Origin of the sequence: Vibrio sp. Isolate22 (genome assembly GCF_022398115.1) — a bacterium.
In the GTDB taxonomy this organism is placed as follows: Bacteria; Pseudomonadota; Gammaproteobacteria; order Enterobacterales; family Vibrionaceae; genus Vibrio.
The window spans coordinates 17894-42326 of record NZ_JAKEUW010000026.1 but is presented as its reverse complement, the minus strand read 5'-3'; the positions used below and the strand labels follow the sequence as shown (position 1 = coordinate 42326).

Genomic DNA, 24433 nt, shown 5'->3' with positions numbered 1-24433 from the left:
AGATTACTTAGACATTACTTTGTAGATTGGGTCTTCTGCTACATTTGCTTCTACTAAGCTACCTGCTTTGTGCAGCATAGCAACACAGTCTTGGCTTAGGTGACGAAGGTGAAGCGTTTTACCTTGTGCAGCATAACGCTCAGCAATAGTATCAATTGCTTCAATAGCAGAGTGATCGGTTACACGAGAGTTCGCGAAATCAACGATAACATCTTGTGGATCTTCATGAGCGTCAAACAACTCAAGGAAGTTTGCTGTTGAACCGAAGAAGATTGGACCGTTTACTTTGTACTCTTTTGAACCAGCTTCGTTGATGCAAGTATCAGCGTAGATGTGCTTAGCGTGTTGCCATGCAAACATCAGTGCAGATGCAATTACACCTACAAATACCGCTACTGCTAGGTCAGTCATTACTGTTACAACCGTAACAAGAACGATAACGAAGAAATCTTGCTTAGGTACACGACGTGCAAGTTTGAAGGTTGCCCATTCGAATGTACCAATTACAACCATGAACATCACACCAACTAGCGCCGCTAGCGGGATCATTTCGATAAGTGCTGAACCGAATAGGATGAACATTAGCAATGCAACAGCAGCAACGATGCCCGATAGACGACCACGACCACCAGAGTTTACGTTGATCATTGACTGACCGATCATCGCACAACCACCCATCGCGCCAAATACTGAACACGTTACGTTCGCCATACCTTGACCAACACATTCACGGTTAGATTGACCACGAGTGTTTGTCATCTCGTCTAGTACTGTTAGTGTCAGTAGTGATTCGATTAGACCAATCGCTGCAAGGATCACTGCGTAAGGCAGAATGATGTATAGCGTTTCTAGGTTAAACGGTACTGCTGGAATAGAGAAGGTTGGTAGAGAACCCGCTAGCGTTGCTGCTTCGTCACCAGACATAGTGCGTAAGAAATCAACAACAGTACGAGTTTCGAGATCAAGACCTACAACTAATGCCGTCACAGTTACGATAGCAACCAATGAAGATGGTACTGCTGTCGTCAGTTTTGGTAGGAAGTAAATGATAGCCATAGTTAGTGCCACTAGGCCTAACATTAGAGTCATCTGGTCACTTGGTAGCCAAGTTAATGCACCTGTTAGATCTGGTGCTTTAAATTGACCAAGTTGAGCTAGGAAAATAACGATAGCCAAGCCGTTCACGAAACCAATCATTACTGGGTGTGGAACGATGCGGATAAATTTACCTAGCTTGAAGACACCTGCTGCAATTTGCAGAAGGCCAGCTAGCATAATTGCCGCGAATAGGTATTGAACACCGTGAGTTGCAACTAGGCTTACCATTACAACAGCCATCGCGCCTGTCGCACCAGAAATCATGCCTGGGCGGCCACCGAAGATTGAAGTGATAAGACCTACGATGAATGCTGCGTAGAGACCAACCATTGGGTCAACGCCAGCAACAAAGGCGAATGCTACAGCTTCAGGTACCAGAGCAAGTGCTACGGTAAGGCCTGACAGTACGTCATTCTTTACAGAGTGCTTAGAAAATTGTGGGAATTCGAACATGTGTGCTCAGCTATGCTTAAAATGGATTTACCGACACGAGTGTATTGCGTAGCTAAACAGTGATGAAAAAGAGCGGCAATAGCTAAGTGTCGAAAAGATAAGTGCGCGAATGCTACCCAAAATTGTGACTAAGTTCAAGGTAGAACCCAATTTTGAGTAATATATCTATTAATTTTTATTCGATTAGCAGATAAGAAAAAGGCTGCTTAAATAAGCAGCCTTTGATTCGATTTTCTAATGATTACTCAGTAGTAAACACTAGTAGTTTGGCTTAGTCATGCCTGCGCCAGCTTTGTTTGACGCTACCTGACTACCTGCACCTTTTGGTACAAAACGTTCAGTGCGGAACGGTGCTGCAACCACTTCAATCTCTTTGATCTCTTGAGGACCAGGAGCTTTAGTCATTGGTGAGCCCGCTTGCTTCTTCGCAACCGTTGCTTTTGGCGTTTCTGCTTTTACAACAGGCGCTTTCTCAACTTTCGCTTCAGCTTTCGGCGCTTCAACTACTTTTGCTGGTTCAACGACAGCCGTTTCAGCTTCAACTGCTGGTGCTTCAGCAACGGCTTCTTCTGCTTTTACAGACTCAACAGGTGCTTCAACTACTGGAGTTTCAACGACAGGTGCCTCAACTTTCGCTTCGACAACCACTGGAGCTTCTTCAATAACAGCAGGAGCTTCAGTTACTTTAGCTTCAACAACTGGTGCTTGAGTTACTGCAGTCTCTTCACGGCGGATAATCACTTTACCCATTGCCAGTTCAGGACATGCAAAACCGCCAGCCATTACAACGCTGCTTTGTGGTGCTGTCTCTTGAGCGACATTTTGCTCTTGAGTATTAACCACTGTTTGCGTTTCAACTGCTACTTCAGCCACTTCAGGTTTTGCCTGTTTGTGGTGAGGTTTCGGAATGAAGCGAGGCATCACTTTACCCATAGCCATCTCTGGAGAAGCTACACCACCTTTACGCAGGCGGAATGGGTTAGGGCGACGATCACGACCGCGACGACGACGTTGACCACTTGCACGTAGGTGACGTGGAGAACGACGGTTACGACGTTGTTTCGGTTCTTCCTGTTCAGATTGCTCGCCATTTGCTTGAGTTGCTTCAACTTGCTCTGCAACTTTCTGCTCTTGCGCTACTGATTTGTTTTTCGCTGCTGCTTGCTCTTTAGAAACAGATGGTGCTTTTTGTTCCTTAGTAGAGTTTTCAGCCGCGTCTGCTTGAGCTTGCTGGTCTTTAACACGAACTTGCTTGTTCAGCTTACGACGTTGGCGACGCTCTTTAATCTTAGCTGCTTTCGCTTCAGGCTTAGCCTTAGGCGCATCTGACTTACCAGCTTGTGCGTCTGCCGCTAGCTGTAGGCCTTCTTCTGCTAATTTAGATGGTGCTTGCTCTTCGCGTTGCTTCTGCTCATCACGCTGCTTGTTGCGGCGATCTTGCTTAGGCTTGCGAGGTTGACGATTTTGCTGTGGAGCAGCATCTTTCTGCTCTTCAGGCTTCTCATCGCGTGCAGGCTTGCGACGGCGTTTGTTGTCACGGTTATCGTTACGGTTGTCACCACGCTCACCACGTTGGTTACGGCGGCGATTATCGTTACGGTCACGGCGTTGACGGTTGCCATTGCGGTTGTTCTTAGGCTTCTCTTCAGTTTGTTTCTCTTCTTGCTTCTCTTCTTGAGTTGAAGAGCCAAATAGGAAACTACCGATAGCCTTAAAGAAGCGACCAATTAGGCCAGATTCTTGTGCTACTGGTTCAGCTTTCTTTTCTTGTGCCGCTTTTGGTGCTGGCGCAGGAGTTGGTGCTGATTGAGCTGGAGCAGCGAAGCCTTTCAGAGCTGGCTCTTCGATCTTCTTAGGGCGAATTGCTTGTTCTGCAGGTTCTTTGCTTTCTGCTTCTTTCAGAGCATCTAGCTTCTTAGGAAGTAGGTAAGAAAGTAGATCGAACTCTTCGCCTTCACGAACACGGATAACCTCAAAGTGCGGTGTTTCCATGTCAGAGTTAGGTACAACAGTGATCTTAACTTCTTGGTTCTTCTCGATGTGGTTTACTGAGCGACGTTTTTCGTTCAGAAGGTAAGAGGCGATAGGAACAGGCACAACGGCAAGTACTTGCGCTGTGTTGTCTTTCAGAGCTTCTTCTTCAATCAAACGTAGAACGGACAGTGCTAGAGATTCGTTATCACGAACAACACCAGTACCTGTACAACGAGGACAAATGTGGTGGCTTGCTTCTGCTAGTGATGGGCTCAAACGTTGACGAGACATCTCTAGAAGACCAAAGCGAGAAATACGGCCAATTTGTACACGAGCACGATCTAGACGAACGGCATCACGTAGGCGGCTTTCAACTTCGCGTTGGTGGCGAACCGGAGTCATATCGATAAAGTCGATAACAACAAGACCACCTAGGTCACGTAGACGTAATTGACGTGCAATCTCATCGGCAGCTTCTAGGTTAGTGTTCAATGCTGTCTCTTCGATATCGCCGCCCTTTGTTGCACGAGCCGAGTTGATATCGATAGAAGTTAACGCTTCTGTTGGATCGATTACGATAGAACCACCAGATGGAAGGCGAACTTCACGTTGGAAAGCCGATTCGATCTGGCTTTCAATCTGGTAGTGACTGAATAGTGGCACTTCACCATCGTACTTCTTAACGCGATTCATGAAATCTGGGCGTATTAGTTGAATGTGCGCTTGAGCACGTTCAAAAATAGTGTTGCTGTCGATTAGAATCTCGCCGATGTCACGACGTAGGTAGTCACGAATTGCGCGAACAATAACGTTACTTTCTTGGTGAATTAGGAAAGGAGCTGCATTTGAATCAGAAGCTTGCTTGATAGCGCCCCAGTGATTCAATAGAACGTTTAGGTCCCACTCTAGCTCTTCTGCACTTTTGCCAACGCCCGCTGTACGCACGATTAAACCCATACCTTGAGGAAGCTCAAGAGTGCTCAATGCTGCTTTTAGTTGGGTGCGCTCATCACCTTCGATACGACGAGAAATACCGCCTGCACGAGGGTTGTTTGGCATAAGAACTAAGTAACTACCTGCCAAAGAGATGAAAGTTGTCAGCGCAGCACCTTTGCTACCACGTTCTTCTTTCTCTACTTGTACGATTACTTCTTGGCCTTCTTTTAGCACTTCTTTAATGCTAGGACGGCCTTGGTATGTATAACCTTCAGGGAAGTATTCGCGGGCAATTTCTTTAAGAGGGAGGAAACCGTGACGTTCTGCGCCGTAATCAACGAATGCCGCTTCTAGGCTTGGTTCAATACGGGTAATACGTCCTTTGTAGATATTCGCTTTCTTTGACTCGTGACCTGGACTTTCGATATCTAGATCGAATAGTCGCTGGCCGTCAACCAAAGCGACACGCAACTCTTCTTTTTGAGTTGCGTTAATTAACATTCTTTTCATTTAGAAATACTCGTTGTCTTTTCTTATTTTCATCATTGTTCTTATCGCTTTATTTCGTTTCTCATGGTGCCAGATCCCATGGCTTTATCGGTGCAGCCTCCCGGCTGGAGAGGGATGCTCTGGGGCACGTCAGTCATCATAGGGAGTTAGCCTATGATCCGCGATGTGGCGGTGAATACTCAACATGAGCGTACGTGAGTAGAGCGATAAGGGGACTCAGTTGACTGTGTCTTACGCCAATTGCAGCACTGTCTAATCTGAGTTATCTACTCATTTACTTGCTTATGAACGATTGTCTGTTTAAATTTTAGTCAAACCGTTGATAGCAGCTGTGAACTATAGCAGTGGTCGGTAAACACAGCAATCTGCTTTGTCGGAATGCTGTAAAAAAAACAGTTTTTGTTTGTGTTTTGATAGCTCTAACTCACTGTCTATAAATAATTTATCAATTGATATTTTAATTTGCAGGAATCTTGGTGCTTTTTTGTTCGAAGAATCAAAGAAATATAGAACTTAAGCGACCATTTGGTGGTAGATGATCAAGAATTAAGAGTAAATTAGTTCAGAATAGACCTAAGAAAATCTCAATTATCAAAAGTGACAGTGATACAATAGCGCAATGAGCGAAATTAGAACCCAAGTCCAATTTGTCGATATTGACGAAGATATGGCTGGTCAGCGTATTGATAACTTCTTACGCAACCAATTAAAAAACATCCCGAAAAGCATGATTTACCGAATCGTGCGTAAAGGCGAAGTCCGCGTAAACAAAAAACGCATCAAGGCTGAGTACAAACTAAAAGCTGGTGATTTAGTTCGTATCCCGCCAGTTACCATTGAAGAGAAAGTTGAAGAGAACGTGCCAAGCACGAAACTCAATAAGGTTTCAGAATTGGAACAGTGCATCATTTATGAAGATGATCACATGCTGATTCTAAACAAACCATCGGGCACTGCCGTTCATGGTGGTAGTGGACTTAAGTTTGGCGCAATTGAAGCATTGCGCGCACTGCGTCCTGAAGCTCGCTTTCTCGAGTTAGTGCACCGTATCGATAGAGATACGTCTGGCATCCTGCTTGTTGCTAAGAAGCGTTCGGCGCTAAGACATCTTCAAGCACAGTTCCGTGAAAAAACGGTTCAAAAATACTACTTCGCTTTAGTAATGGGCGAGTGGAAGAACAGCTGTAAGGTGGTGAATGCGCCTCTGCTGAAAAATGAAGTAAACAGCATTGTTCGTGTTAACCCTAATGGTAAAGCCTCTGAAACTCGCTTTAAGGTTTTAGAGAAGTTCAAAGATGCGACACTGATTCAAGCAAGTCCTATTACTGGGCGTACTCACCAAATCCGTGTACACACTCAATATACTGGCCACCCAATTGCATGGGATGACCGCTATGGTGATCGTCGTTTTGATGCTTACACGGGAAAGGTCGGTTTGGATCGTTTGTTCCTACATGCTGCAAACATCAAGTTCACGCACCCAGGTAGCGAAGAGAAGATGGATATCTCGGCACCAATGGAAGCGCGACTAGAAAAAGCACTGACTGGCTTACGTAAGCTTTAAGAAGATACGAGATACGAAAGGGAGTACTCTTTCAGGATTTAGTATCAGCTATCTGAAAATGATAAAGGTTGACGAATATCATCAACCTTTTTTGTTTGTGTTTGTTACAAGAGATCCCCAACTCGCTCGTTCCTCGCTCTTGGGGATGACGATAAAGTGAATCCTAGCGGACCTCAGGATTGTAATAATCATTAGTTTCCGTCATTCCCTAGACTGACGAAGGAAGGAGTAGGGAATCTCTAGCGAAGATATCGCATCCGTTAAAGCACACTCATCCCTTGCGCATCTAACATATCGATCAAATCGATAAGCGGCAGACCGATAAGCGTGTTTGGATCTTTCCCTTCCATTTGTTTGAACAAAGCGATACCTAGTCCTTCACACTTAAAGCTACCTGCGCACCAGTAAGGTTCTTCTTTTTCAACATAAGAGATGATTTGTTGCTTGGTTAAATCTAGGAAGTGAACAATAAAGGTATCGAGACGCGTGTCAGCTTGCTGGGTTTCGTTATTCCATACAGTGACACCTGTATAGAAGGTGATGCTCTTGCCACTTTGACGAGACAACTGCTCTATCGCTTTTTCACGCGTGTGCGGCTTGCCTATGATCTCGCCATCAATTACGCAGACTTGATCCGAGCCAATCACCAAACTTGGCTGATCAACAACGCAAGATTTAGCTTTGGTTTCAGCGAGGCGCATGACCAACTGTTGTGGAGTCTCCCCTGAAATCGGTGTTTCGTCGCAGTCAGGCTTGGCTGTAATGAAGCTAATTTGTAGCTTTTTGAGGATCTCTTGCCTAAATGGTGAGGTAGAGGCTAAAACTAGTTGGTAATTTTTCATTTTAATTTACAATTCATAGAAGCATTTACAGTAGGATATAGGAAGTTATCCCGCTATTCATAATGCTCTGTATGGGAAAGGTAAAAAAGTGTACTTTTTTTGCCATTTCCTTTGACTAAACTCGATTTGGAAGATAAGATTCGCGCCCTATGCAAAAGGTAAAAATACCGCGTACAGTTGATCCGGCAAGAACGGCTCAGAAACGACTAGATTTAGATGGCATCATCCAAACCAGTCTTTTTAAGCGTTTAGCTGACGCAACTGAAGGCGTAAAACGTGACGCGCAAGTCTCATTGTCATTTGGGCTTGATGAACAACGATTAGTCGTTATCTCTGGTAAAGCTAACGTCGAAGTCGATTTAGAGTGTCAGCGTTGTAATGAGGTTTTCGCACATGAGTGCGATGTCCAATTCACTTATACTCCTTATTATAATGAGAAAAGTGAAGAGGAAGCACCGGAAGAGTACGATTTGGTAGATCTGAACGAGTACGGTGAGTTAGACCTGATTCAACTAGTTGAAGACGAGTTCATCCTTGGATTGCCACAAATAGCAATGCACGATAATGCGAAATGTAGCGTTAACTCAAATAACTTGGTGTTTGGTGAACTTCCTGAAGAAATTGAGGAAGACAAGAAGCCGAATCCATTTGATGTTTTAAAAAGCTTGAAGAAGTAACTGCTTCTTTAAGAATTTACATAGGAGTAGGGTCAATGGCCGTACAAAAGAGCAAGAAATCACGTTCAATGCGTGGCATGCGTCGTTCACACGATGCGCTAACTACAGCTGCACTTTCTGTAGACGCAACTTCAGGTGAAACTCACCTACGTCACAACGTGACTGCGGAAGGTTTCTACCGCGGCAAAAAGGTTATCAACAAGTAAGGTTGACCTTTGCAAAATCTAACCGTTGCGCTTGATGCAATGGGCGGGGACTTCGGTCCTCGTGTAACAGTGCCTGCCGCCGTGCAGGCACTGTCGTATTTCCCAGAGCTAAAAGTCATTCTCATAGGTGATCGAAACGCGATCACATCTCAATTATCTTCATTAGGTCGAGTGCCTGACTCTCGTTTGAGTATTCAGCATTGCGATCGAGTTATTTCCAATTCTGAAAAACCTTCACTAGCCTTGCGTAACAGTCAGGGTAGCTCCATGCGTGCTGCTATTGATCTGGTCGCCGACTCTCAAGCCGATGCTTGTGTGAGTGGTGGCAACACCGGCGCATTGATGGCTCTGTCCCGTTTTCGACTTAAGCTCCTCCCTGGCATTGATAGGCCCGCATTGGTTTCAGCTTTGCCTACTGCTTCAGGAAATCGTACTTGGATGCTTGATTTAGGGGCGAATGTATCTAGTGATGCAGATTCGCTTTTCCAGTTTGCTGTGATGGGCAGTGCATTAGCGGAACAACATTTAGGTCGCGCTCCACGTGTCGCTATTTTAAATATCGGCGCCGAAGAAATTAAAGGTAATGACCTTGTAAAACGATGCGCTGAAATGTTGTCGAATACTCAGTCTGTGAACTTCATAGGCTATATTGAAGGTAACCAACTCCTTCAAGATGCTGCTGATGTCGTCGTATGTGATGGTTTTGTGGGCAATGTCTGCTTAAAAACGTGCGAAGGTACGGCTCAGCTCTTTATTGATAAGCTAAAAACGCGCATGATGGCTTCAACTATAAAGGGTTGGATAGCCAGAATGTTGTTTTCTGAGCTATTTACTGAATTAAAAACCTTGAACCCCGACCAGTATAACGGCGCAAGTTTGTTAGGATTGCGCGGCATTGTCATTAAAAGTCATGGAAGTGCTGATGTATCTGCAGTTGTCAACGCGATTGGCGAGGCAGTACACGAGGTCAAACGACAAGTCCCCAGCCGCATTAGCGATCGTTTGGAAGCGGTTTTACTCGAGAGGCATTATTAGTCTTCATGTATAGCAAAATTTTAGGTACTGGCAGCTACTTGCCATCTCAGGTGCGAACTAACGCAGACTTAGAGAAAATGGTAGAGACTAGCGATGAGTGGATCGTTGCTAGAACAGGTATTAAAGAGCGTCGTATTTCAGCGGAAAACGAAACCGTTGCAGATATGGCGTTTTACGCTGCTGAAAATGCCATTGAAATGGCAGGTATCGACAAAGAAGAGATTGATTTAATCATCGTTGCGACCACCAGTAGTAGCCACACATTCCCGTCTTCGGCATGTCAGGTACAAGGTAAGCTTGGTATCAAAGGCTGCCCTGCGTTTGATTTGGCTGCAGCGTGTTCTGGTTTTGTCTATGCTTTGTCTGTTGCAGATCAGCACATCAAATCAGGCATGTGTAAGAACGTTTTGGTGATTGGTGCTGATGCACTGTCAAAAACCTGTGATCCGACTGACCGCTCTACGATCATCCTATTTGGTGATGCAGCAGGCGCGGTGGTTGTAGGCGCAAGCGAAGAGCCAGGTATTTTGTCGACTCACATTTACTCTGATGGTAAATACGGTGAGCTTCTAAGCCTTGAAGTACCAGAGCGTGGCGGTGATGCAGACAAATGGCTGCACATGGCGGGCAACGAAGTATTCAAAGTGGCGGTAACTCAGCTATCTAAGCTGGTTAAAGACACATTAGCTGCAAATAACATGGATAAGTCAGAGCTTGATTGGTTAGTCCCACACCAAGCGAACTACCGTATTATTTCGGCAACGGCTAAAAAACTGACGATGTCACTGGATCAAGTGGTGATTACCCTTGATAAGCACGGCAACACGTCAGCGGCTACTGTACCAACAGCATTAGATGAGGCTGTTCGTGACGGACGAATTAAACGCGGTCAAACACTTCTATTGGAAGCATTTGGCGGCGGCTTCACTTGGGGTTCTGCGTTAGTTAAATTCTAACCCTAAGCGAAAATCTACAAACAAGGCACATAACTTATGTGCCTTATTCAATTTTTTGCTTTGCTTAAAGGAAAATTACAATGAGCAAGTTTGCTATCGTATTCCCAGGCCAAGGCTCTCAAGCTATCGGTATGCTTGCAGACCTAGGTGAACAGTATGATGTTGTTAAACAAACATTTGCTGAAGCTTCAGAAGCACTTGGTTACGATCTATGGGCATTAGTTCAAGATGGCCCAGTAGAAAATCTAAATGAAACTTTCCACACTCAACCGGCTCTATTAACAGCGTCTGTTGCAATTTGGCGTGTATGGCAAGAGCTTGGCCTAGAGCAACCTGCAAACTTAGCGGGTCACAGCTTAGGTGAATACTCTGCACTAGTATGTGCTGGCGTTATCGACTTTAAAGAAGCGATCAAGCTAGTTGAACTACGTGGTCAATTAATGCAAGAAGCAGTTCCTGCAGGCGTTGGTGCTATGTACGCAATCATCGGTCTAGATGATGAAGCGATTGCTAAAGCGTGTGAAGAAGCGGCACAAGGCGAAGTTGTTTCTCCAGTGAACTTCAACTCTCCTGGTCAAGTTGTTATCGCGGGTAACAAAGCGGCAGTAGAGCGTGCTGGTGCACTATGTAAAGAAGCGGGCGCTAAGCGTGCACTTCCTCTACCAGTATCTGTACCGTCTCATTGTGCACTAATGAAACCGGCAGCAGACAAGCTAGCGGTGGCTCTAGAAGCTCTAGAGTTCAACACGCCAGCGCTACCTGTTATCAATAACGTTGATGTTGTTGCTGAAACAGACCCTGCAAAAATTAAAGATGCACTTGTTCGTCAACTTTACAGCCCAGTTCGTTGGACTGAAGGTGTTCAAGCGATGAATGAGCAAGGCGTTGAGAAGCTACTTGAATTAGGTCCTGGTAAAGTTCTTACTGGCCTAACAAAACGAATCGTAAAAACTATGACAGCTGCTGCAGTTAACGACACTGCATCACTAGAAGCTGCTAAGTAATAACCACTTAATAGAGAAGTTATGATGAATTTAGAAGGCAAAGTTGCACTAGTTACAGGCGCAAGCCGTGGTATCGGTCGTGCAATCGCTGAACTTTTAGTTGAGCGTGGTGCTAAAGTTATCGGTACGGCTACATCTGAAGGCGGCGCTGCTGCAATCAGTGAGTACCTTGGCGAGAACGGTAAAGGTCTTGCTCTGAACGTAACTGATGTTGACTCAATTGCTGCTACGCTGAAAACCATCAACGATGAGTTCGGTGCGATTGATATTCTAGTTAACAACGCAGGTATCACTCGTGACAACCTACTAATGCGTATGAAAGACGACGAATGGAACGACATCATTGACACTAACCTAACACCTATCTTCCGCATGTCTAAAGCTGTATTGCGTGGCATGATGAAGAAGCGTGAAGGCCGTATCGTAAACGTTGGCTCTGTAGTTGGTACTATGGGTAACGCTGGTCAAGCAAACTACGCAGCAGCGAAAGCTGGCGTGATTGGCTTTACTAAATCAATGGCTCGTGAAGTTGCGTCTCGTGGCGTTACAGTGAACACTGTTGCTCCAGGTTTCATCGAAACTGACATGACTAAAGCGCTAAATGATGATCAACGTGCAGCAACTTTGGCGAATGTACCAGCAGGTCGACTAGGTGACCCTCGCGAAATCGCTGAAGCTGTGGTATTTTTGGCGTCGCCTGCGGCAGCTTATATCACAGGTGAAACACTTCACGTCAATGGCGGTATGTACATGGTTTAAATTATGTGCAACATTTGTGCATGATTTAAGTCAAGATCATACGTAATTTCGGTTAAAATCGTGAAAATTGTGGTTTGACCAGAAAAGTTGACCTTGCAACTTTCAATAGATTGAATAAACTACGGAAAACATCGCATAAAGCGAACTCTGTAAAGGAAAAGAAAAAATGAGCAACCTCGAAGAACGCGTAAAGAAAATCATTGTTGAACAGCTAGGTGTAGACGAAGCTGAAGTTAAAAACGAAGCTTCTTTCGTTGATGACCTAGGTGCAGATTCTCTAGACACAGTTGAGCTAGTAATGGCTCTAGAAGAAGAATTCGACACTGAAATCCCAGATGAAGAAGCTGAGAAAATTACTACTGTTCAAGCAGCTATCGATTACGTAACTAGCGCTCAGTAATAATCTCTCCCAGGCGGTCACCTCGACCGCCTGTGTTTTATCTAACTCATCTATCCTCATCTTAAATCATCTCAATCTCCGGAGTGTAAAATCGTGTCCAAGCGTCGTGTAGTTGTCACTGGCATGGGTATGTTGTCACCGGTAGGCAACACTGTAGAATCTTCTTGGAAAGCCCTGCTAGCTGGTCAAAGTGGTATCGTTAATATCGAGCATTTTGATGCAACCAATTTCTCAACTCGTTTTGCAGGTCTAGTTAAAGACTTTAACTGCGAAGAGTACATGTCTAAAAAAGATGCTCGTAAAATGGATCTATTCATCCAATACGGCGTCGCAGCAGGTGTTCAGGCACTTGATGATTCTGGTCTAACTGTTACTGATGAGAACGCACCACGTATTGGTGTGGCTATCGGTTCTGGTATTGGTGGTCTTGGTTTGATCGAAGCTGGTCACCAAGCGCTTACTGAAAAAGGCCCTCGTAAAATTAGCCCATTCTTTGTTCCGTCAACGATCGTGAACATGATTGCTGGTCACATGTCTATCATGCGTGGTCTACGCGGTCCTAACATCGCTATTTCTACTGCATGTACAACTGGCCTACATAACATTGGTCACGCGGCACGTATGATTGCATACGGCGATGCTGACGCAATGCTAGCGGGTGGTGCTGAAAAAGCATCTACACCACTAGGTATGGGCGGTTTTGGTGCAGCTAAGGCACTATCTACTCGCAACGACGAGCCTCAAAAAGCTTCTCGTCCATGGGACAAAGGCCGTGACGGTTTCGTTCTTGGTGACGGTGCAGGCATGATGGTTCTTGAAGAGTACGAACATGCGAAAGCTCGTGGCGCTAAGATTTACTGTGAGCTAGTTGGCTTCGGTATGTCGGGTGACGCTTACCATATGACATCTCCAAGTGAAGATGGCTCTGGTGGCGCACTAGCAATGGAAGCGGCGATGCGTGATGCCGGCATTACTGGTGAGCAAATCGGTTATGTGAATGCACACGGTACATCGACTCCTGCAGGCGACGTAGCAGAAGTTAAGGGTATCAAACGTGCTCTTGGCGAAGCTGGCAGCAAGCAAGTACTGGTTTCTTCTACGAAATCAATGACAGGCCACCTTCTAGGTGCTGCAGGTTCTGCTGAAGCTATCATCACGGCTATGTCTCTGGTTGATCAAATTGTTCCACCAACAATCAACCTAGATGATCCTGAAGAAGGCTTAGACATTGACCTAGTACCTCACACCGCACGTAAAGTTAGCAACATGGAATATGCTGCATGTAACTCTTTCGGTTTCGGTGGTACAAACGGCTGTTTGATCTTCAAAAAGATTTAATCATCTCATAAAAGACCTAAACGTCGTAGATAGTCATAATTAGACTTGTTTTTAAACGGCTTGATGCTTAGCATTGAGCCGTTTCTTTTTATGGGGAAAAACATGTTTTGGGTTGACGGAGAAAGCCAGCAAACTATCGACATCTTAGACCGTTCGTTTCAATACGGAGACGGCTGTTTTACGACTATGCTTGTCTCAAATGGTGAGATTGAGCATTTTCACGACCATCAGTACCGTGTCGATGAATGTCTAAAAGCGTTACGTATTTCTGCATTAGATTGGAATGTGGTTAACGCGTGGCTAGCTAGTGCAATTCAACACATCCAAAACAGCCACCACGAAAGTGCAAACAAGTCTAATAGTAGAAAAGCCGGAATAAAGCTGCATGTTAGCCGTGGTGCTGGTGGGAGAGGCTACAGTACCAAGAACATTGCTAAGCCAACCATTACCATTAGTACGTTTGATTACCCAAGCCACTATGCAGAATGGCAAGACAACGGAGTTGAGCTCGGAGTTTGTCGCCAAGCACTCGGTTTGAGTCCGTTACTTGCTGGTCACAAACATAACAATCGCTTAGAACAAGTATTGATGAAGGATGAAATGGATCAGGCTGGTGAAGTTGACGGTTTGGTTCTTGATATCTCAGGCAATGTGATTGAAACCACCATGGCCAATCTATTTTGGCGTCAAGGTAAGGTCATTTATACTCCGCAGCTTACCCAAAGTGGTGTTGCAGGCGTTATGCGTAAGCAAGTGTTAACGACGCTGAATCAAACTGAACTTTCCGTTACTATTGCTGACTACTGCTTACCTCAAGTCATGCAAGCTGACGAGGTTTTCATTACCAACTCCATTTTAGGGGTTGCTCCTGTTACCCGTATTAGTGAAACCCAATTTAACATTGGAACCGTTACTCGTAGCCTTCAAGGACAACTAAACTCGTGATCAAAAAGTTATTTATTTTTATTATCTTGTGCCTAATCGCAGCGGGCGCTGCTGGGTTCTACGTTTACAACCAAGCGCAAGGTAACCTCAAACAAGTTATTCAATTGGAAAAGCCGCAGGTGGTTACCATCGCCTCTGGTAGCAGTTTTAATCGTGTACTTGCGCAGCTGATTAATGAAGGCCTATTTGAGTCATCTCCTTATGAGAAGTTAATCCGCAAGCTTCACCCTGAGCTTGTTGATGTAAAAGCGGGAACATTCCTGCTAGAGCCGGGTTTAACGCTTGAGCAAGCTCTACAGGTTCTTGTCGAAGGGAAAGAGCATCAGTTTACTATCACCTTTGTTGAAGGCAGTCGTTTTGACGAGTGGCTTGTTCAGTTAAAGAACAATGAGTTTATTCAACAAACGCTTGATGGGGTTTCTGAAAAAGAGATCGCTGAAAAGCTGGGTATTGAAAATGAGAAGCTAGAAGGTTTGTTCTTAGCGGAGACCTACCACTACACCTACGGCACCACAGATTTAGATCTGCTGAAGCGAGCACATCGCGATCTCATGAACGTTGTGAACGACGAGTGGGAAAAGAGAGCGGACAAGCTGCCTCTTAAGTCACCTTATGAAGCGCTGATTCTGGCATCCATCATTGAGAAAGAGACTGCTGTTGCTTCAGAGCGCGAACGTGTGTCGTCTGTGTTCGTCAACCGTTTGAACAAGCGTATGCGTCTACAAACGGACCCAACGGTGATTTATGGAATGGGTGATAGCTACGATGGCAATATCCGTAAGAAAGATCTAAGAACCCCAACGCCATACAACACATACACTATGAGTGGTTTGCCGCCAACGCCGATTGCTATGGCGGGGCGAGCGTCAATTAATGCGGCCCTGAACCCAGAAAAGAGCAACTACCTCTATTTTGTCGCGAGTGGCACTGGTGGGCATGTATTTTCAAAGAGTTTGGCTGAGCACAACCGTGCAGTACGAGCTTACTTAAAACAATTAAGAAAAAACAAATAAAGAACGAATTATGAATCAGTCGAAATTTATCGTGGTTGAAGGCCTTGAAGGTGCGGGTAAAAGCACAGCTATCAATGCCATCGTTGAGACATTGAAAGCATCTGGTGTTGAAGAGCTCGTAAACACTCGTGAACCAGGCGGTACCGTGCTGGCAGAAAAGATGCGTTCACTGGTCAAAGAAGAGCACGAAGGCGAAAAGCTTCAAGACATGACTGAGTTACTGCTGATGTACGCTGCACGTGTTCAATTAGTCGAAAACGTGATTAAGCCGGCTTTAGATAGCGGTAAATGGGTATTGGGTGATCGTCATGATATGTCTTCTCAAGCGTATCAAGGTGGTGGGCGCCAGATCGCGCGTACGACAATGGAATCATTGAAAGCAACCACGCTAGGCGATTTTAAGCCGGATCTAACTCTATACTTGGACTTAGACCCTAGAGTAGGGCTTGAGCGTGCACGTGGCCGTGGTGAGCTAGATAGAATTGAAAAGATGGATATCTCTTTCTTCGATCGCACGCGTGAACGTTACCTTGAGATCGCTGCGCAAGATGATTCGGTTCTTGTGATCAATGCAGAGCAAGAGATAGAACAAGTAGCCGCGGATATTAAGCAAGCGCTTAGTACGTGGCTAGACCAACAGTAGGTAGTCATGGCGGAAGTGTATTCTTGGCTCACGCCAGTTTGGAGTGAGTGGAAAAAAAGCCTCGATGCTGAGCGTTTTCCGAATTCTGTGATTGTTAATGCGCCGGAAGGGTTGGGCGTTGATGCTCTCATTAGCCAGCTTACTGATGCATTAATGTGCACTAACTATGAAAGCGAGGTGTGTGGGTTTTGCCATAGCTGTGAGTTGATGAAATCGGGTAGCCATCCGGATTATCATGTCATCTCGCCAGAGAAAGAAGGCAAATCGATCACGGTTGATCAAGTACGTGCAAGTAATCGCTGGGCTCAAGAATCATCTCAGTTGGGCGGTTTACGCGTTATCTTACTTGAACCTGCTGAGGCGATGAATGAGTCGGCTTCCAATGCTTTGCTGAAAACTCTCGAAGAGCCATCAAGCCAGTGTATTTTCATTCTGTCGACTCGTAACAGTAATCGCCTCATGCCAACCATCATCAGTCGCTGTCAGCAATTCAATGTGGTGAGCCCACAATTGGAAGCGGGCTCAGCATGGCTTGATGGGGAAGTAGGTAAGGCTGTGCCAACGTATATTTTGGCACTTAACGATAATGCGCCGTTGAAAGCGAAAGCGATGTTTGAAGAAGGCGGTGTAGAGGCTTCCGAGAAAATATTCGACGGTTTCGTTCATATCGTTAAAGGCACTCAGCCAGACATGCTTAAGTTCTCGACTGAGCTTGCTAAAGATCCTTTGATACAGCTTGGTTGGTTATGGCACTTACTGTCAGACGTACAGAAGTTGCATTTCGGTTTGGCAAATAATGCCATAACCCCAAGTGCGAACACGCTGTGTGAGGTGATGTCCTACCAAATCGCCTATACTGCAGCACATAAACTATTGATACTGATTGAGCAGTTGAAGCAACACCCTGGGCTCAATACGGAGCTACTCATAATGAATTGGCTGATAGCCACTTGCGAGGAAACATGTTCGTAGATTCCCACTGTCATTTAGACAAGCTGGATTACCAAGATTTACACACCAGTGTAGAAGATGTCGTTAACAAAGCGAAAGCAGCGAATGTTGAACAACTACTTTCAGTGGGTGTGACACTAGATTCGTTTGAAAACATGCTCGAAATGATAGCGCCGTTTGATAACGTTAAAGCGTCTTGTGGCGTTCATCCTCTTGATGTTGAAAGTGATTTCAGCCTTGAAAGAATGCGTGAATACGCGAGCAACCCTAAAGTGGTTGCGATAGGTGAAACCGGTTTGGATTACCACTATCAACCTGAAACTGCGGAATTGCAGCAACTGCGATTCAAACAGCATGTTGAGCTAGCGGTAGAATTGAACAAGCCTTTGATCATTCATACCCGTAATGCGCGTGAAGATACACTTGCGATTCTTCGTGACGGTGGCGCTGAGAAGTGCGGTGGTGTTATCCACTGTTTTACTGAAGATCAGGCGTTTGCTGAAGCGGCTATGGAATTAGGGTTCTATATTTCAATTTCAGGCATTGTGACCTTTAAGCAAGCAACAGAACTTAAAGAGGTTGTTAAAAACCTACCGCTAGATAGGCTACTAATTGAAACGGACTCTCCATACCTGGCGCCAATCCCATATCGTGGGAAGCAGAATCAGCCTGCATATGTAGTCGAGGTGGCTGCCTATATTGCGCAGTTGAAGGGCATTTCGATGAAAGAGGTTGCTGAACAAACGACCAAAAATTATCAGAAACTTTTTTTGCGATAAAAAATGAACTAAACAAATAAAAGGGAGCGAAAGCTCCCTTTTTGTGTTTTTGATCACCAAAAATACGTTTTTTTTTAATGTTTACGAATTATGTTGAACTTGGGAGCGTGAATTATAACATTTGTAATTTTGTTACTAAAAATAACATTCACTCTTATTTTATTTACCCAGTAAAATAATAATAACTTTCAGAAATATCATTTAATATCAAAGGTTTATTTTGTTGTAAACCATTGCATTTCTAAATTTGACATGTGATCCAAGACGTGTTTTGAAACTAAATTTCGTAAGTCACTAGAAAGTTAGTTCTGCATCAATATATATTTAGCGGCAGAAAATATAATGCAATACATGGTTACATTTTCACTGGGTGCTAACATATAGGCTACGGGGGTGTGCCGTTAGAACCCATATAATTATTTTATCTTTATCAGGAGCATAAACATGTTTAAGAACCTTTTTGCTAGCCTGCAAAAAGTTGGTAAGTCTCTGATGCTTCCAGTATCAGTTTTACCAGTTGCGGGTATTTTGCTAGGTGTCGGTGCAGCAGATCTTCCTTTCATTCCAGAAATTGTTTCAAACCTAATGGAACAAGCTGGTGGTTCAGTATTTGGTCAAATGGCACTACTGTTCGCAGTAGGTGTTGCACTTGGCTTTACTAACAACGATGGTGTTGCTGGTCTAGCAGCAATCGTTGGTTACGGCATCATGACTGCTACACTAGGCGTAATGGCTGGTGTAATGGGCGTTGATAAAATCGATACTGGTGTACTAGGTGGTATCCTAGTCGGTGGTGTTGCTGCTTGGGCATTCAACCGTTTCTTCCGTATTCAACTTCCTGAGTACCTTGGCTTCTTCGCTGGTAAGCGTGCTGTGCCAATCATCACAGGTTTCTCTGCGATCGGTCTAGCAATCCTACTATCTGTAGTATGGCCACCAGTTGGCGGCGCTATCTCTGCGTTCTCTGATTGGGCTGCTCACCAAAACCCACAAGTGGCGTTTGGTATCTACGGTATCGTTGAGCGTTCTCTAATTCCATTTGGTCTTCACCACGTATGGAACGTACCATTCTTCTTCGAAGCTGGTACTTGTGTAAACGCTGCTGGCGAAACTCAAAACGGTGTTCTTACTTGTTACCTAGTTGCTGATGACGCATCTCGTGCAGCGGGCAATGGCTTCGGTCAGCTAGCTGGTGGTTACATGTTCAAGATGTTCGGTCTACCTGCTGCTGCAATCGCAATTGCACACTCAGCTAAGCCTGAAAACCGCGCTAAAGTAATGGGTATCATGGCTTCTGCTGCGTTAACTTCATTCCTAACAGGTATCACTGAACCAATCGAATTCTCATTCCTATTCGTTGCTCCAGTACTGTACGCAATCCACGCTCTACTAGCTGGTTCTGCTTACGTTCTTGCGAACACTCTAGGTTTTGTACACGGTACATCTTTCTCACACGGTCTAATCGACTTCCTAGTTCTATCTGGCCACGCGTCTAAGATGGGGCTAATGGTTGTTTGTGGTATTGCTTACGCTGCAATCTACTACATCGTATTCCGCACTGTGATTAAAGCTTTAGACCTTAAAACTCCAGGTCGTGAAGACGAGTCAGAAGACGAAGCAGTTGCGACTGGTTCTGAACTTGCTGGTGAGCTAGTTGCTGCATTCGGCGGTAAAGCTAACATCACTGGTCTTGACGCTTGTATCACTCGTCTACGTGTTGCAGTTGCTGATACAGCAGTTGTTGACCAAGACAAGCTGAAGAAACTAGGTGCTGCAGGTGTTGTAGTAGTAGCGGGTGGCGTACAAGCTATCTTCGGTACTAAATCTGACAACCTGAAAACAGACATGGATGAGTGGATCCGTAACAACGGTTAATTTACTGATTCAATAAATTGAAAGGAGGCCGATTGGCCTCCTTTTTTGTTTATACTGTTTCATCAGGCTTATTCTTTTATCTCTCAGTTATTTAGCTTTCATTTGAAACTAATCACCTATGCTCATCATCTTTGATGACCTGCTATCTTTAACGTTATGATGACAAATGGTGCTGGTTTTTAATTAACCTACCGCTTTTTGAAACAGTTTGAGAATACTATGAAACATCGTTACTTGATTGGCCTTATGTGCGGCAGCCTCACCTCTTTTGCTCATGCTTCTGAAGCTCCTGCGTTAGAAGTTGGTTTAGCCGTTGACCAAGATCTGAGTGCCGTTGTTGAGTTTGACCAGAAATACCGTGTCACTGTTGGTAATGACGGTGCTGCATTTGATTATATTTGGAAGCGTGGTCAGTTTGAGACAGAAGCGCCGTTAAGCTGGTATGTTGGTGCGGGTGCATGGGCAGAGTGGAATGACGACTTTGGTTTGCGTTTACCGCTAGGTGTCAAAGTGAACTTCTACGAAGGTTGGAATGCTTACGCACAACTTCACCCAGAACTCGACATGTACAAAGGCGTTGAGTTACAGCTAGGTGGTGCTTTGGGCGTGACCTACAAGTTCTAAGGTTGAACTTAAAACGAGTTACAGAAAAAAGCCAGCGTATGATGGCTTTTCATTTCTAGCATTTATTGCTATCTAGAAAGTAAAACTTAATCCGACATTAGCTTGGAATTGATTCATCCAGTCGGTATCAAAACGAATAATGCAGTCTTGCCCATTGCTTGGAATGTTACATACACCTGTTGTGTCGTTATCAACCACCGTTCCTAACCAACGAACTTGGGTATTCAGCGCTAAGCGATCGCTCAATTTATATTCTAAGCCGCCAAAGATTGACGTAGAGAAGCCGTATTTATCTTTCGCCCAGTCTACATCTACATATGAGGCGCCTAGACCTAAGCCTAGGTATCCAGACAATACCGAGGAAGCCGGGTAGTAAATGCTACTTTGAAAGTGCAGATATTGGATCGAGGAGCTCAGGTTGAGCGTTTCTAGTTCAGAGCTTTGGTTTGAGTAAAAGAAACCAACACGCCCTTTCTCAAGTGGTGTCTCAATCGCAAAGGTGTAGTTTTCAGATCCTTTCATGTCATAGGTTTTGCCATCTTGATCTTCGACACTACCACCACCGGTATAACCCACCATCGGAGTAATAATGATCTCCGGTGAGGCATAAACACTCGAAGCCGAGAGAAGCGCAACTAACATCGTCACATTTACTTTGTTATTCATGAGTATATCCTTATCCATACACTTACTAATTGTGATGGTTACATCAATATCGTGCGACTAATTTCGACGATTCTTGAAGATACTTCACACACCTGATAGTACTTAAATAGAGACTCGACAAATTAATAATAAGCCAGAGGTGTCTATGGAACATAATCTGAAAAATGCCCTACAAATTACAGCGTTTATTTACTTCGTCATTCTTTCATTTGGCTTTATTGCGATTGGTAGTTAATACCATTTATTGCGAGGCTGAGTTTTTATACTCAGGGAATAATGAATAGTGGGATTGTAACCAATATTGATACAGCAATAGACTTAGATTATTACGCTAAGTTTATTGCTGGTAAAACAGCACTGGTCGCTCAAGGTGGTGGGCAGAGAAGTATTTTTACTTCAGGCGTTCTCGACGCTTTTCTCCTTTCTAATTTTGACCCTTTCGATGAGTTTTTCGGTACCTCGGCAGGTGCGCTTAACTTATGTGCCTATTTGTGCCGTGATAAAGGCTTAGGGCGTTCCTTTGTCCTTGACCTTACCACGTCTCCAGAGTTCTTTAATCTGTTCTCTTACATACGGCACAGGAAGAATTTAGGGCTTGAGTGGGCCTTAGAGCAAATCATGGCTTACCCTTATAAGCTCGATCTTGATTTAGGGCGGCAAACCTTAGGTGAACGCCACTTCTATGCGGCGGTAACGGATTCTAAAGATTTAAGAGATCACTACTTCCCTCTATTGGGGGACGATTGGTACAAGGTGATGATTGCGACTTGTGCCATCCCTCGTTTGTACAATGATGAGATCTTGATTGGTGATAGCGCTTATGTGGATGGCGGTGTGTCTGCCTCTATTCCCGTTCAAGAAGCGTGGCGAAGGCAAGCTCGTTCTATTGTGGTGATTCGTACTGAGCCAGTAACGGATGAAGAGGGAAGACCGCTAGTTCAAGCGCCACAGCAGCAACAGAAAATCCAAGCACCAAAACCGGTAACCGCCGAGGAGCTAGAGTGGTTCCGAGAATCGTTCGATAGTGTTCAAGGTCATTGGCAACAAAAAGTGGAGCAATGGAAGACGGACTGGACTTCTTTCTTCCAGCAACAGATCCTCCGTTCTAAAGAACAGAAGCGTGACCGTGGGCATTTAGATTTACTCAATGGCGGTCGATGGTTGTTTGGGGCTGATGATATTTACCGTCTAAGCCATTTGATTGGTGATAAGTTTGATTCTGGGTTGGCCGACATGTTGATGGTGCACTACCAAACCTACTCGTTGACTCAAGACTTTTTGAATTCTCCTCCGGATGATGCTTTTGTGGTGCAGATCGCGCCAAGTAAACCGTTAAAATCGAGCTCTTTAATGAGTGACAAAGAAGATTTGCTCCATGATTACGAATTGGGTTTAGAGGCCGGCTACCGATTCGTTGAAACTTATACCACAACAGAAAATGCTCGCAGTTCGCACATGCCGCAGTTGGCAAGTATTGTTATTGATAAATAGTACGGGAATAAAGCTATAGCTAGTCTTGTTGAGATAACATACTGAAATGAAAAAAGGGTTATTGAACTTAGTTCGATAACCCTTTTACTTTTATCTCATGTTGTCGCTGTTTATTGGCTTTATCCGCTGCGCTGAGAGTTAGGTGACAGGTAGGATTCTCATACAGTTGGTTGAGCCAGCCACGTCCATGATATCGCCTTGAGTAATGATCACGAGATCACCAAACTTGAGGTGTCCTTTCTCTTTTAGGCAAGCAAGTGTTGATAGTGCAATGTCAAAGCTGTCTTTGGCTTCTGTCTCAAAATAGATAGGGGTTACTCCTCGATACAAGGTACAACGGTTTAGTGTTCCTTCGTTACGAGATAGAGCGTAGATAGGCATATCAGCACTTAAACGAGACATCATCAAAGCAGTGCGCCCAGACTCAGTCAGCGTGACTACGCCTTTAATGCCTTCCATGTGGTTAGCAGAGTAGATGGTTGCCATTGATACTGTTTCTTCCGCTGTCACGAAAGTGCGGTCAATTCGGTAGTTGGATTGGTTGACGTTCGCCATTTTCTCAGCACCCACACACACTTCAGCCATCGATTTTACTGTCTCTACTGGGTATTGTCCGGCAGCGGTTTCACCAGACAGCATTACTGCGTCAGTGCCATCAAGTACTGCGTTCGCTACATCCATTACTTCAGCACGGGTAGGCATTGGAGCAGAGATCATTGATTCCATCATCTGAGTTGCAGTGATGATAGTGCGATTAAGGGCCCTAGCGCGGCGTATAAGCTGTTTTTGTACACCGACCAACTCAGGGTCTCCAATTTCTACTCCGAGGTCACCACGAGCCACCATGACCACATCTGAAGCCATTATGATGTCATCCATGTTCTCAACGGTCGATACCGTCTCTGCTCGTTCGACTTTAGCGACAAGGTGAGCTTCTAAGCCTGCTTTACGCGCAAGTTGTCGAGCGTAGTGCATGTCTTCGCCATTGCGTGGGAAAGAGACGGCTAGGTAATCGACTTGGATTTGGGCTGCGGTGACGATGTCTCGCTTGTCTTTGTCGGTTAGCGCTTCTGCAGAAAGCCCCCCGCCTTTTTTGTTGATGCCTTTGTTGTTGGATAACGGGCCACCAATGATGACTTCGGTATGAACGCGACAACCTTCAACCTTGGTGACTTTGAGTTGCACACGTCCATCATCAAGCAACAGAATGTCGCCGGCGGAAACATCATTCGGCAGCTCTTTATAGTCGAGGCCAACGGCTTGCTGGTCGCCTTCACCTAAACCTAGGCTGCTGTCGAGAGTGAACTCATCACCAACAGCCAGTTGAATTTTTCCATCTCTGAATGTCGACACACGAATCTTGGGACCTTGAAGGTCGCCGAGGATAGCGATTTGTGTCCCCAGTTTTTTTGCGATTGCTCTGACTTTTTCTGCACGTTGTATATGGTCGTCGCTGCTGCCGTGGGAGAAGTTCATACGAACAATATTGGCACCGGCTTTGATGATCTCTTCAAGCACGTTGCCTTTATCGGTAGAGGGGCCTAGCGTTGTGACGATTTTCGTTTTTCTTAATTCAGCTGTCATGAATACTCCTAGAGTGAGGCCAGTAATCTTTTTAGAAGACTGAATTAAGTATATGCATTAATTGATAATTTATTGGGAGCTAGGAGGATATTTCTGTATTTACTGTTATT

Annotated in this window: 22 protein-coding genes; 17 read left to right on the top strand and 5 right to left on the bottom strand. The window is 44.9% G+C overall.

Going from position 1 to position 24433, the window contains the following annotated elements; all coding sequences use genetic code 11:
- Positions 1-3 precede the first annotated feature (3 nt).
- Together L1D55_RS15515 and rne are read right to left on the bottom strand one after the other, a co-directional pair.
- Positions 4-1551 carry a SulP family inorganic anion transporter gene (locus L1D55_RS15515; protein ID WP_239918060.1) on the bottom strand — a complete coding sequence of 516 codons (1548 nt, stop codon included), beginning with the start codon at positions 1549-1551 and terminating at the stop codon, positions 4-6.
- Positions 1552-1809: 258 nt separating this feature from the next.
- Entirely contained in the window at positions 1810-4971 is a 3162-nt protein-coding gene (gene rne / locus L1D55_RS15510; RefSeq protein WP_239918059.1) for a ribonuclease E, read from the bottom strand.
- Between the two features lie 619 nt (positions 4972-5590).
- On the opposite strand from rne, the gene rluC reads away from it, so the two are divergent.
- Complete coding sequence (gene rluC / locus L1D55_RS15505; RefSeq protein ID WP_061033780.1) at positions 5591-6535, top strand: 23S rRNA pseudouridine(955/2504/2580) synthase RluC; 945 nt, start codon at positions 5591-5593, stop codon at positions 6533-6535.
- A 260-nt stretch (positions 6536-6795) separates the two neighbouring features.
- Here rluC and L1D55_RS15500 read toward each other — a convergent pair whose 3' ends face one another.
- On the bottom strand, positions 6796-7377 hold the full coding sequence (locus L1D55_RS15500; RefSeq protein ID WP_239918058.1) for a nucleoside triphosphate pyrophosphatase: 582 nt from the start codon (positions 7375-7377) through the stop codon (positions 6796-6798).
- A gap of 149 nt (positions 7378-7526) precedes the next feature.
- On the opposite strand from L1D55_RS15500, the gene yceD reads away from it, so the two are divergent.
- From yceD to L1D55_RS15425, 15 genes are all read left to right on the top strand, one after another.
- Positions 7527-8054, top strand: coding sequence for a 23S rRNA accumulation protein YceD (yceD, locus tag L1D55_RS15495; protein WP_004737375.1), 528 nt, complete (start codon positions 7527-7529; stop codon positions 8052-8054).
- A gap of 35 nt (positions 8055-8089) precedes the next feature.
- Complete coding sequence (gene rpmF, locus L1D55_RS15490; protein ID WP_004737376.1) at positions 8090-8260, top strand: 50S ribosomal protein L32; 171 nt, start codon at positions 8090-8092, stop codon at positions 8258-8260.
- A gap of 9 nt (positions 8261-8269) precedes the next feature.
- Complete coding sequence (plsX, locus tag L1D55_RS15485) at positions 8270-9295, top strand: phosphate acyltransferase PlsX (protein ID WP_004737377.1); 1026 nt, start codon at positions 8270-8272, stop codon at positions 9293-9295.
- 5 nt (positions 9296-9300) lie between these two features.
- Positions 9301-10251 (top strand): beta-ketoacyl-ACP synthase III, encoded by a 951-nt coding sequence (locus L1D55_RS15480; RefSeq protein ID WP_063524221.1) that lies wholly within the window; start codon positions 9301-9303, stop codon positions 10249-10251.
- Between the two features lie 80 nt (positions 10252-10331).
- A complete protein-coding gene (fabD, locus tag L1D55_RS15475; RefSeq protein ID WP_239918057.1) occupies positions 10332-11255 on the top strand; it encodes an ACP S-malonyltransferase in 924 nt (307 codons plus the stop codon).
- A 24-nt stretch (positions 11256-11279) separates the two neighbouring features.
- Complete coding sequence (fabG, locus tag L1D55_RS15470; RefSeq protein ID WP_004737380.1) at positions 11280-12014, top strand: 3-oxoacyl-ACP reductase FabG; 735 nt, start codon at positions 11280-11282, stop codon at positions 12012-12014.
- Positions 12015-12180: 166 nt separating this feature from the next.
- Complete coding sequence (gene acpP, locus L1D55_RS15465) at positions 12181-12414, top strand: acyl carrier protein (protein ID WP_004737381.1); 234 nt, start codon at positions 12181-12183, stop codon at positions 12412-12414.
- A gap of 93 nt (positions 12415-12507) precedes the next feature.
- Positions 12508-13752: a beta-ketoacyl-ACP synthase II gene (gene fabF, locus L1D55_RS15460; protein WP_004737382.1), complete on the top strand. Its 1245-nt coding sequence runs from the start codon at positions 12508-12510 to the stop codon at positions 13750-13752.
- Positions 13753-13854: 102 nt separating this feature from the next.
- Positions 13855-14697, top strand: coding sequence for an aminodeoxychorismate lyase (gene pabC, locus L1D55_RS15455; protein ID WP_239918056.1), 843 nt, complete (start codon positions 13855-13857; stop codon positions 14695-14697).
- Complete coding sequence (gene mltG / locus L1D55_RS15450) at positions 14694-15710, top strand: endolytic transglycosylase MltG (RefSeq protein ID WP_239918055.1); 1017 nt, start codon at positions 14694-14696, stop codon at positions 15708-15710. The genes pabC and mltG overlap by 4 nt, the downstream gene beginning before the upstream one ends.
- Positions 15711-15720: 10 nt before the next feature.
- Entirely contained in the window at positions 15721-16353 is a 633-nt protein-coding gene (gene tmk / locus L1D55_RS15445) for a dTMP kinase (RefSeq protein WP_137409087.1), read from the top strand.
- A 6-nt stretch (positions 16354-16359) separates the two neighbouring features.
- The gene (locus tag L1D55_RS15440; RefSeq protein WP_239918054.1) at positions 16360-17325 is read left to right on the top strand and encodes a DNA polymerase III subunit delta'; all 966 of its coding nucleotides are present in this window, start codon (positions 16360-16362) and stop codon (positions 17323-17325) included.
- Positions 17316-18083 (top strand): YchF/TatD family DNA exonuclease, encoded by a 768-nt coding sequence (locus L1D55_RS15435; RefSeq protein WP_239918053.1) that lies wholly within the window; start codon positions 17316-17318, stop codon positions 18081-18083. Before L1D55_RS15440 ends, L1D55_RS15435 begins: the two co-directional genes overlap by 10 nt.
- Positions 18084-18527: 444 nt before the next feature.
- Complete coding sequence (ptsG, locus tag L1D55_RS15430; RefSeq protein ID WP_102426254.1) at positions 18528-19958, top strand: PTS glucose transporter subunit IIBC; 1431 nt, start codon at positions 18528-18530, stop codon at positions 19956-19958.
- Positions 19959-20177: 219 nt separating this feature from the next.
- Positions 20178-20582 carry a hypothetical protein gene (locus L1D55_RS15425; protein WP_239918052.1) on the top strand — a complete coding sequence of 135 codons (405 nt, stop codon included), beginning with the start codon at positions 20178-20180 and terminating at the stop codon, positions 20580-20582.
- A 72-nt stretch (positions 20583-20654) separates the two neighbouring features.
- Here the strand turns inward: L1D55_RS15425 and L1D55_RS15420 are convergent, their stop codons facing one another.
- Entirely contained in the window at positions 20655-21248 is a 594-nt protein-coding gene (locus L1D55_RS15420; RefSeq protein WP_239918051.1) for a porin family protein, read from the bottom strand.
- Between the two features lie 276 nt (positions 21249-21524).
- On the opposite strand from L1D55_RS15420, the gene L1D55_RS15415 reads away from it, so the two are divergent.
- Positions 21525-22739 carry a DUF6363 domain-containing protein gene (locus L1D55_RS15415; RefSeq protein ID WP_102423858.1) on the top strand — a complete coding sequence of 405 codons (1215 nt, stop codon included), beginning with the start codon at positions 21525-21527 and terminating at the stop codon, positions 22737-22739.
- Between the two features lie 138 nt (positions 22740-22877).
- Here L1D55_RS15415 and pyk read toward each other — a convergent pair whose 3' ends face one another.
- On the bottom strand, positions 22878-24323 hold the full coding sequence (gene pyk / locus L1D55_RS15410; RefSeq protein ID WP_239918050.1) for a pyruvate kinase: 1446 nt from the start codon (positions 24321-24323) through the stop codon (positions 22878-22880).
- Positions 24324-24433 lie beyond the last annotated feature (110 nt).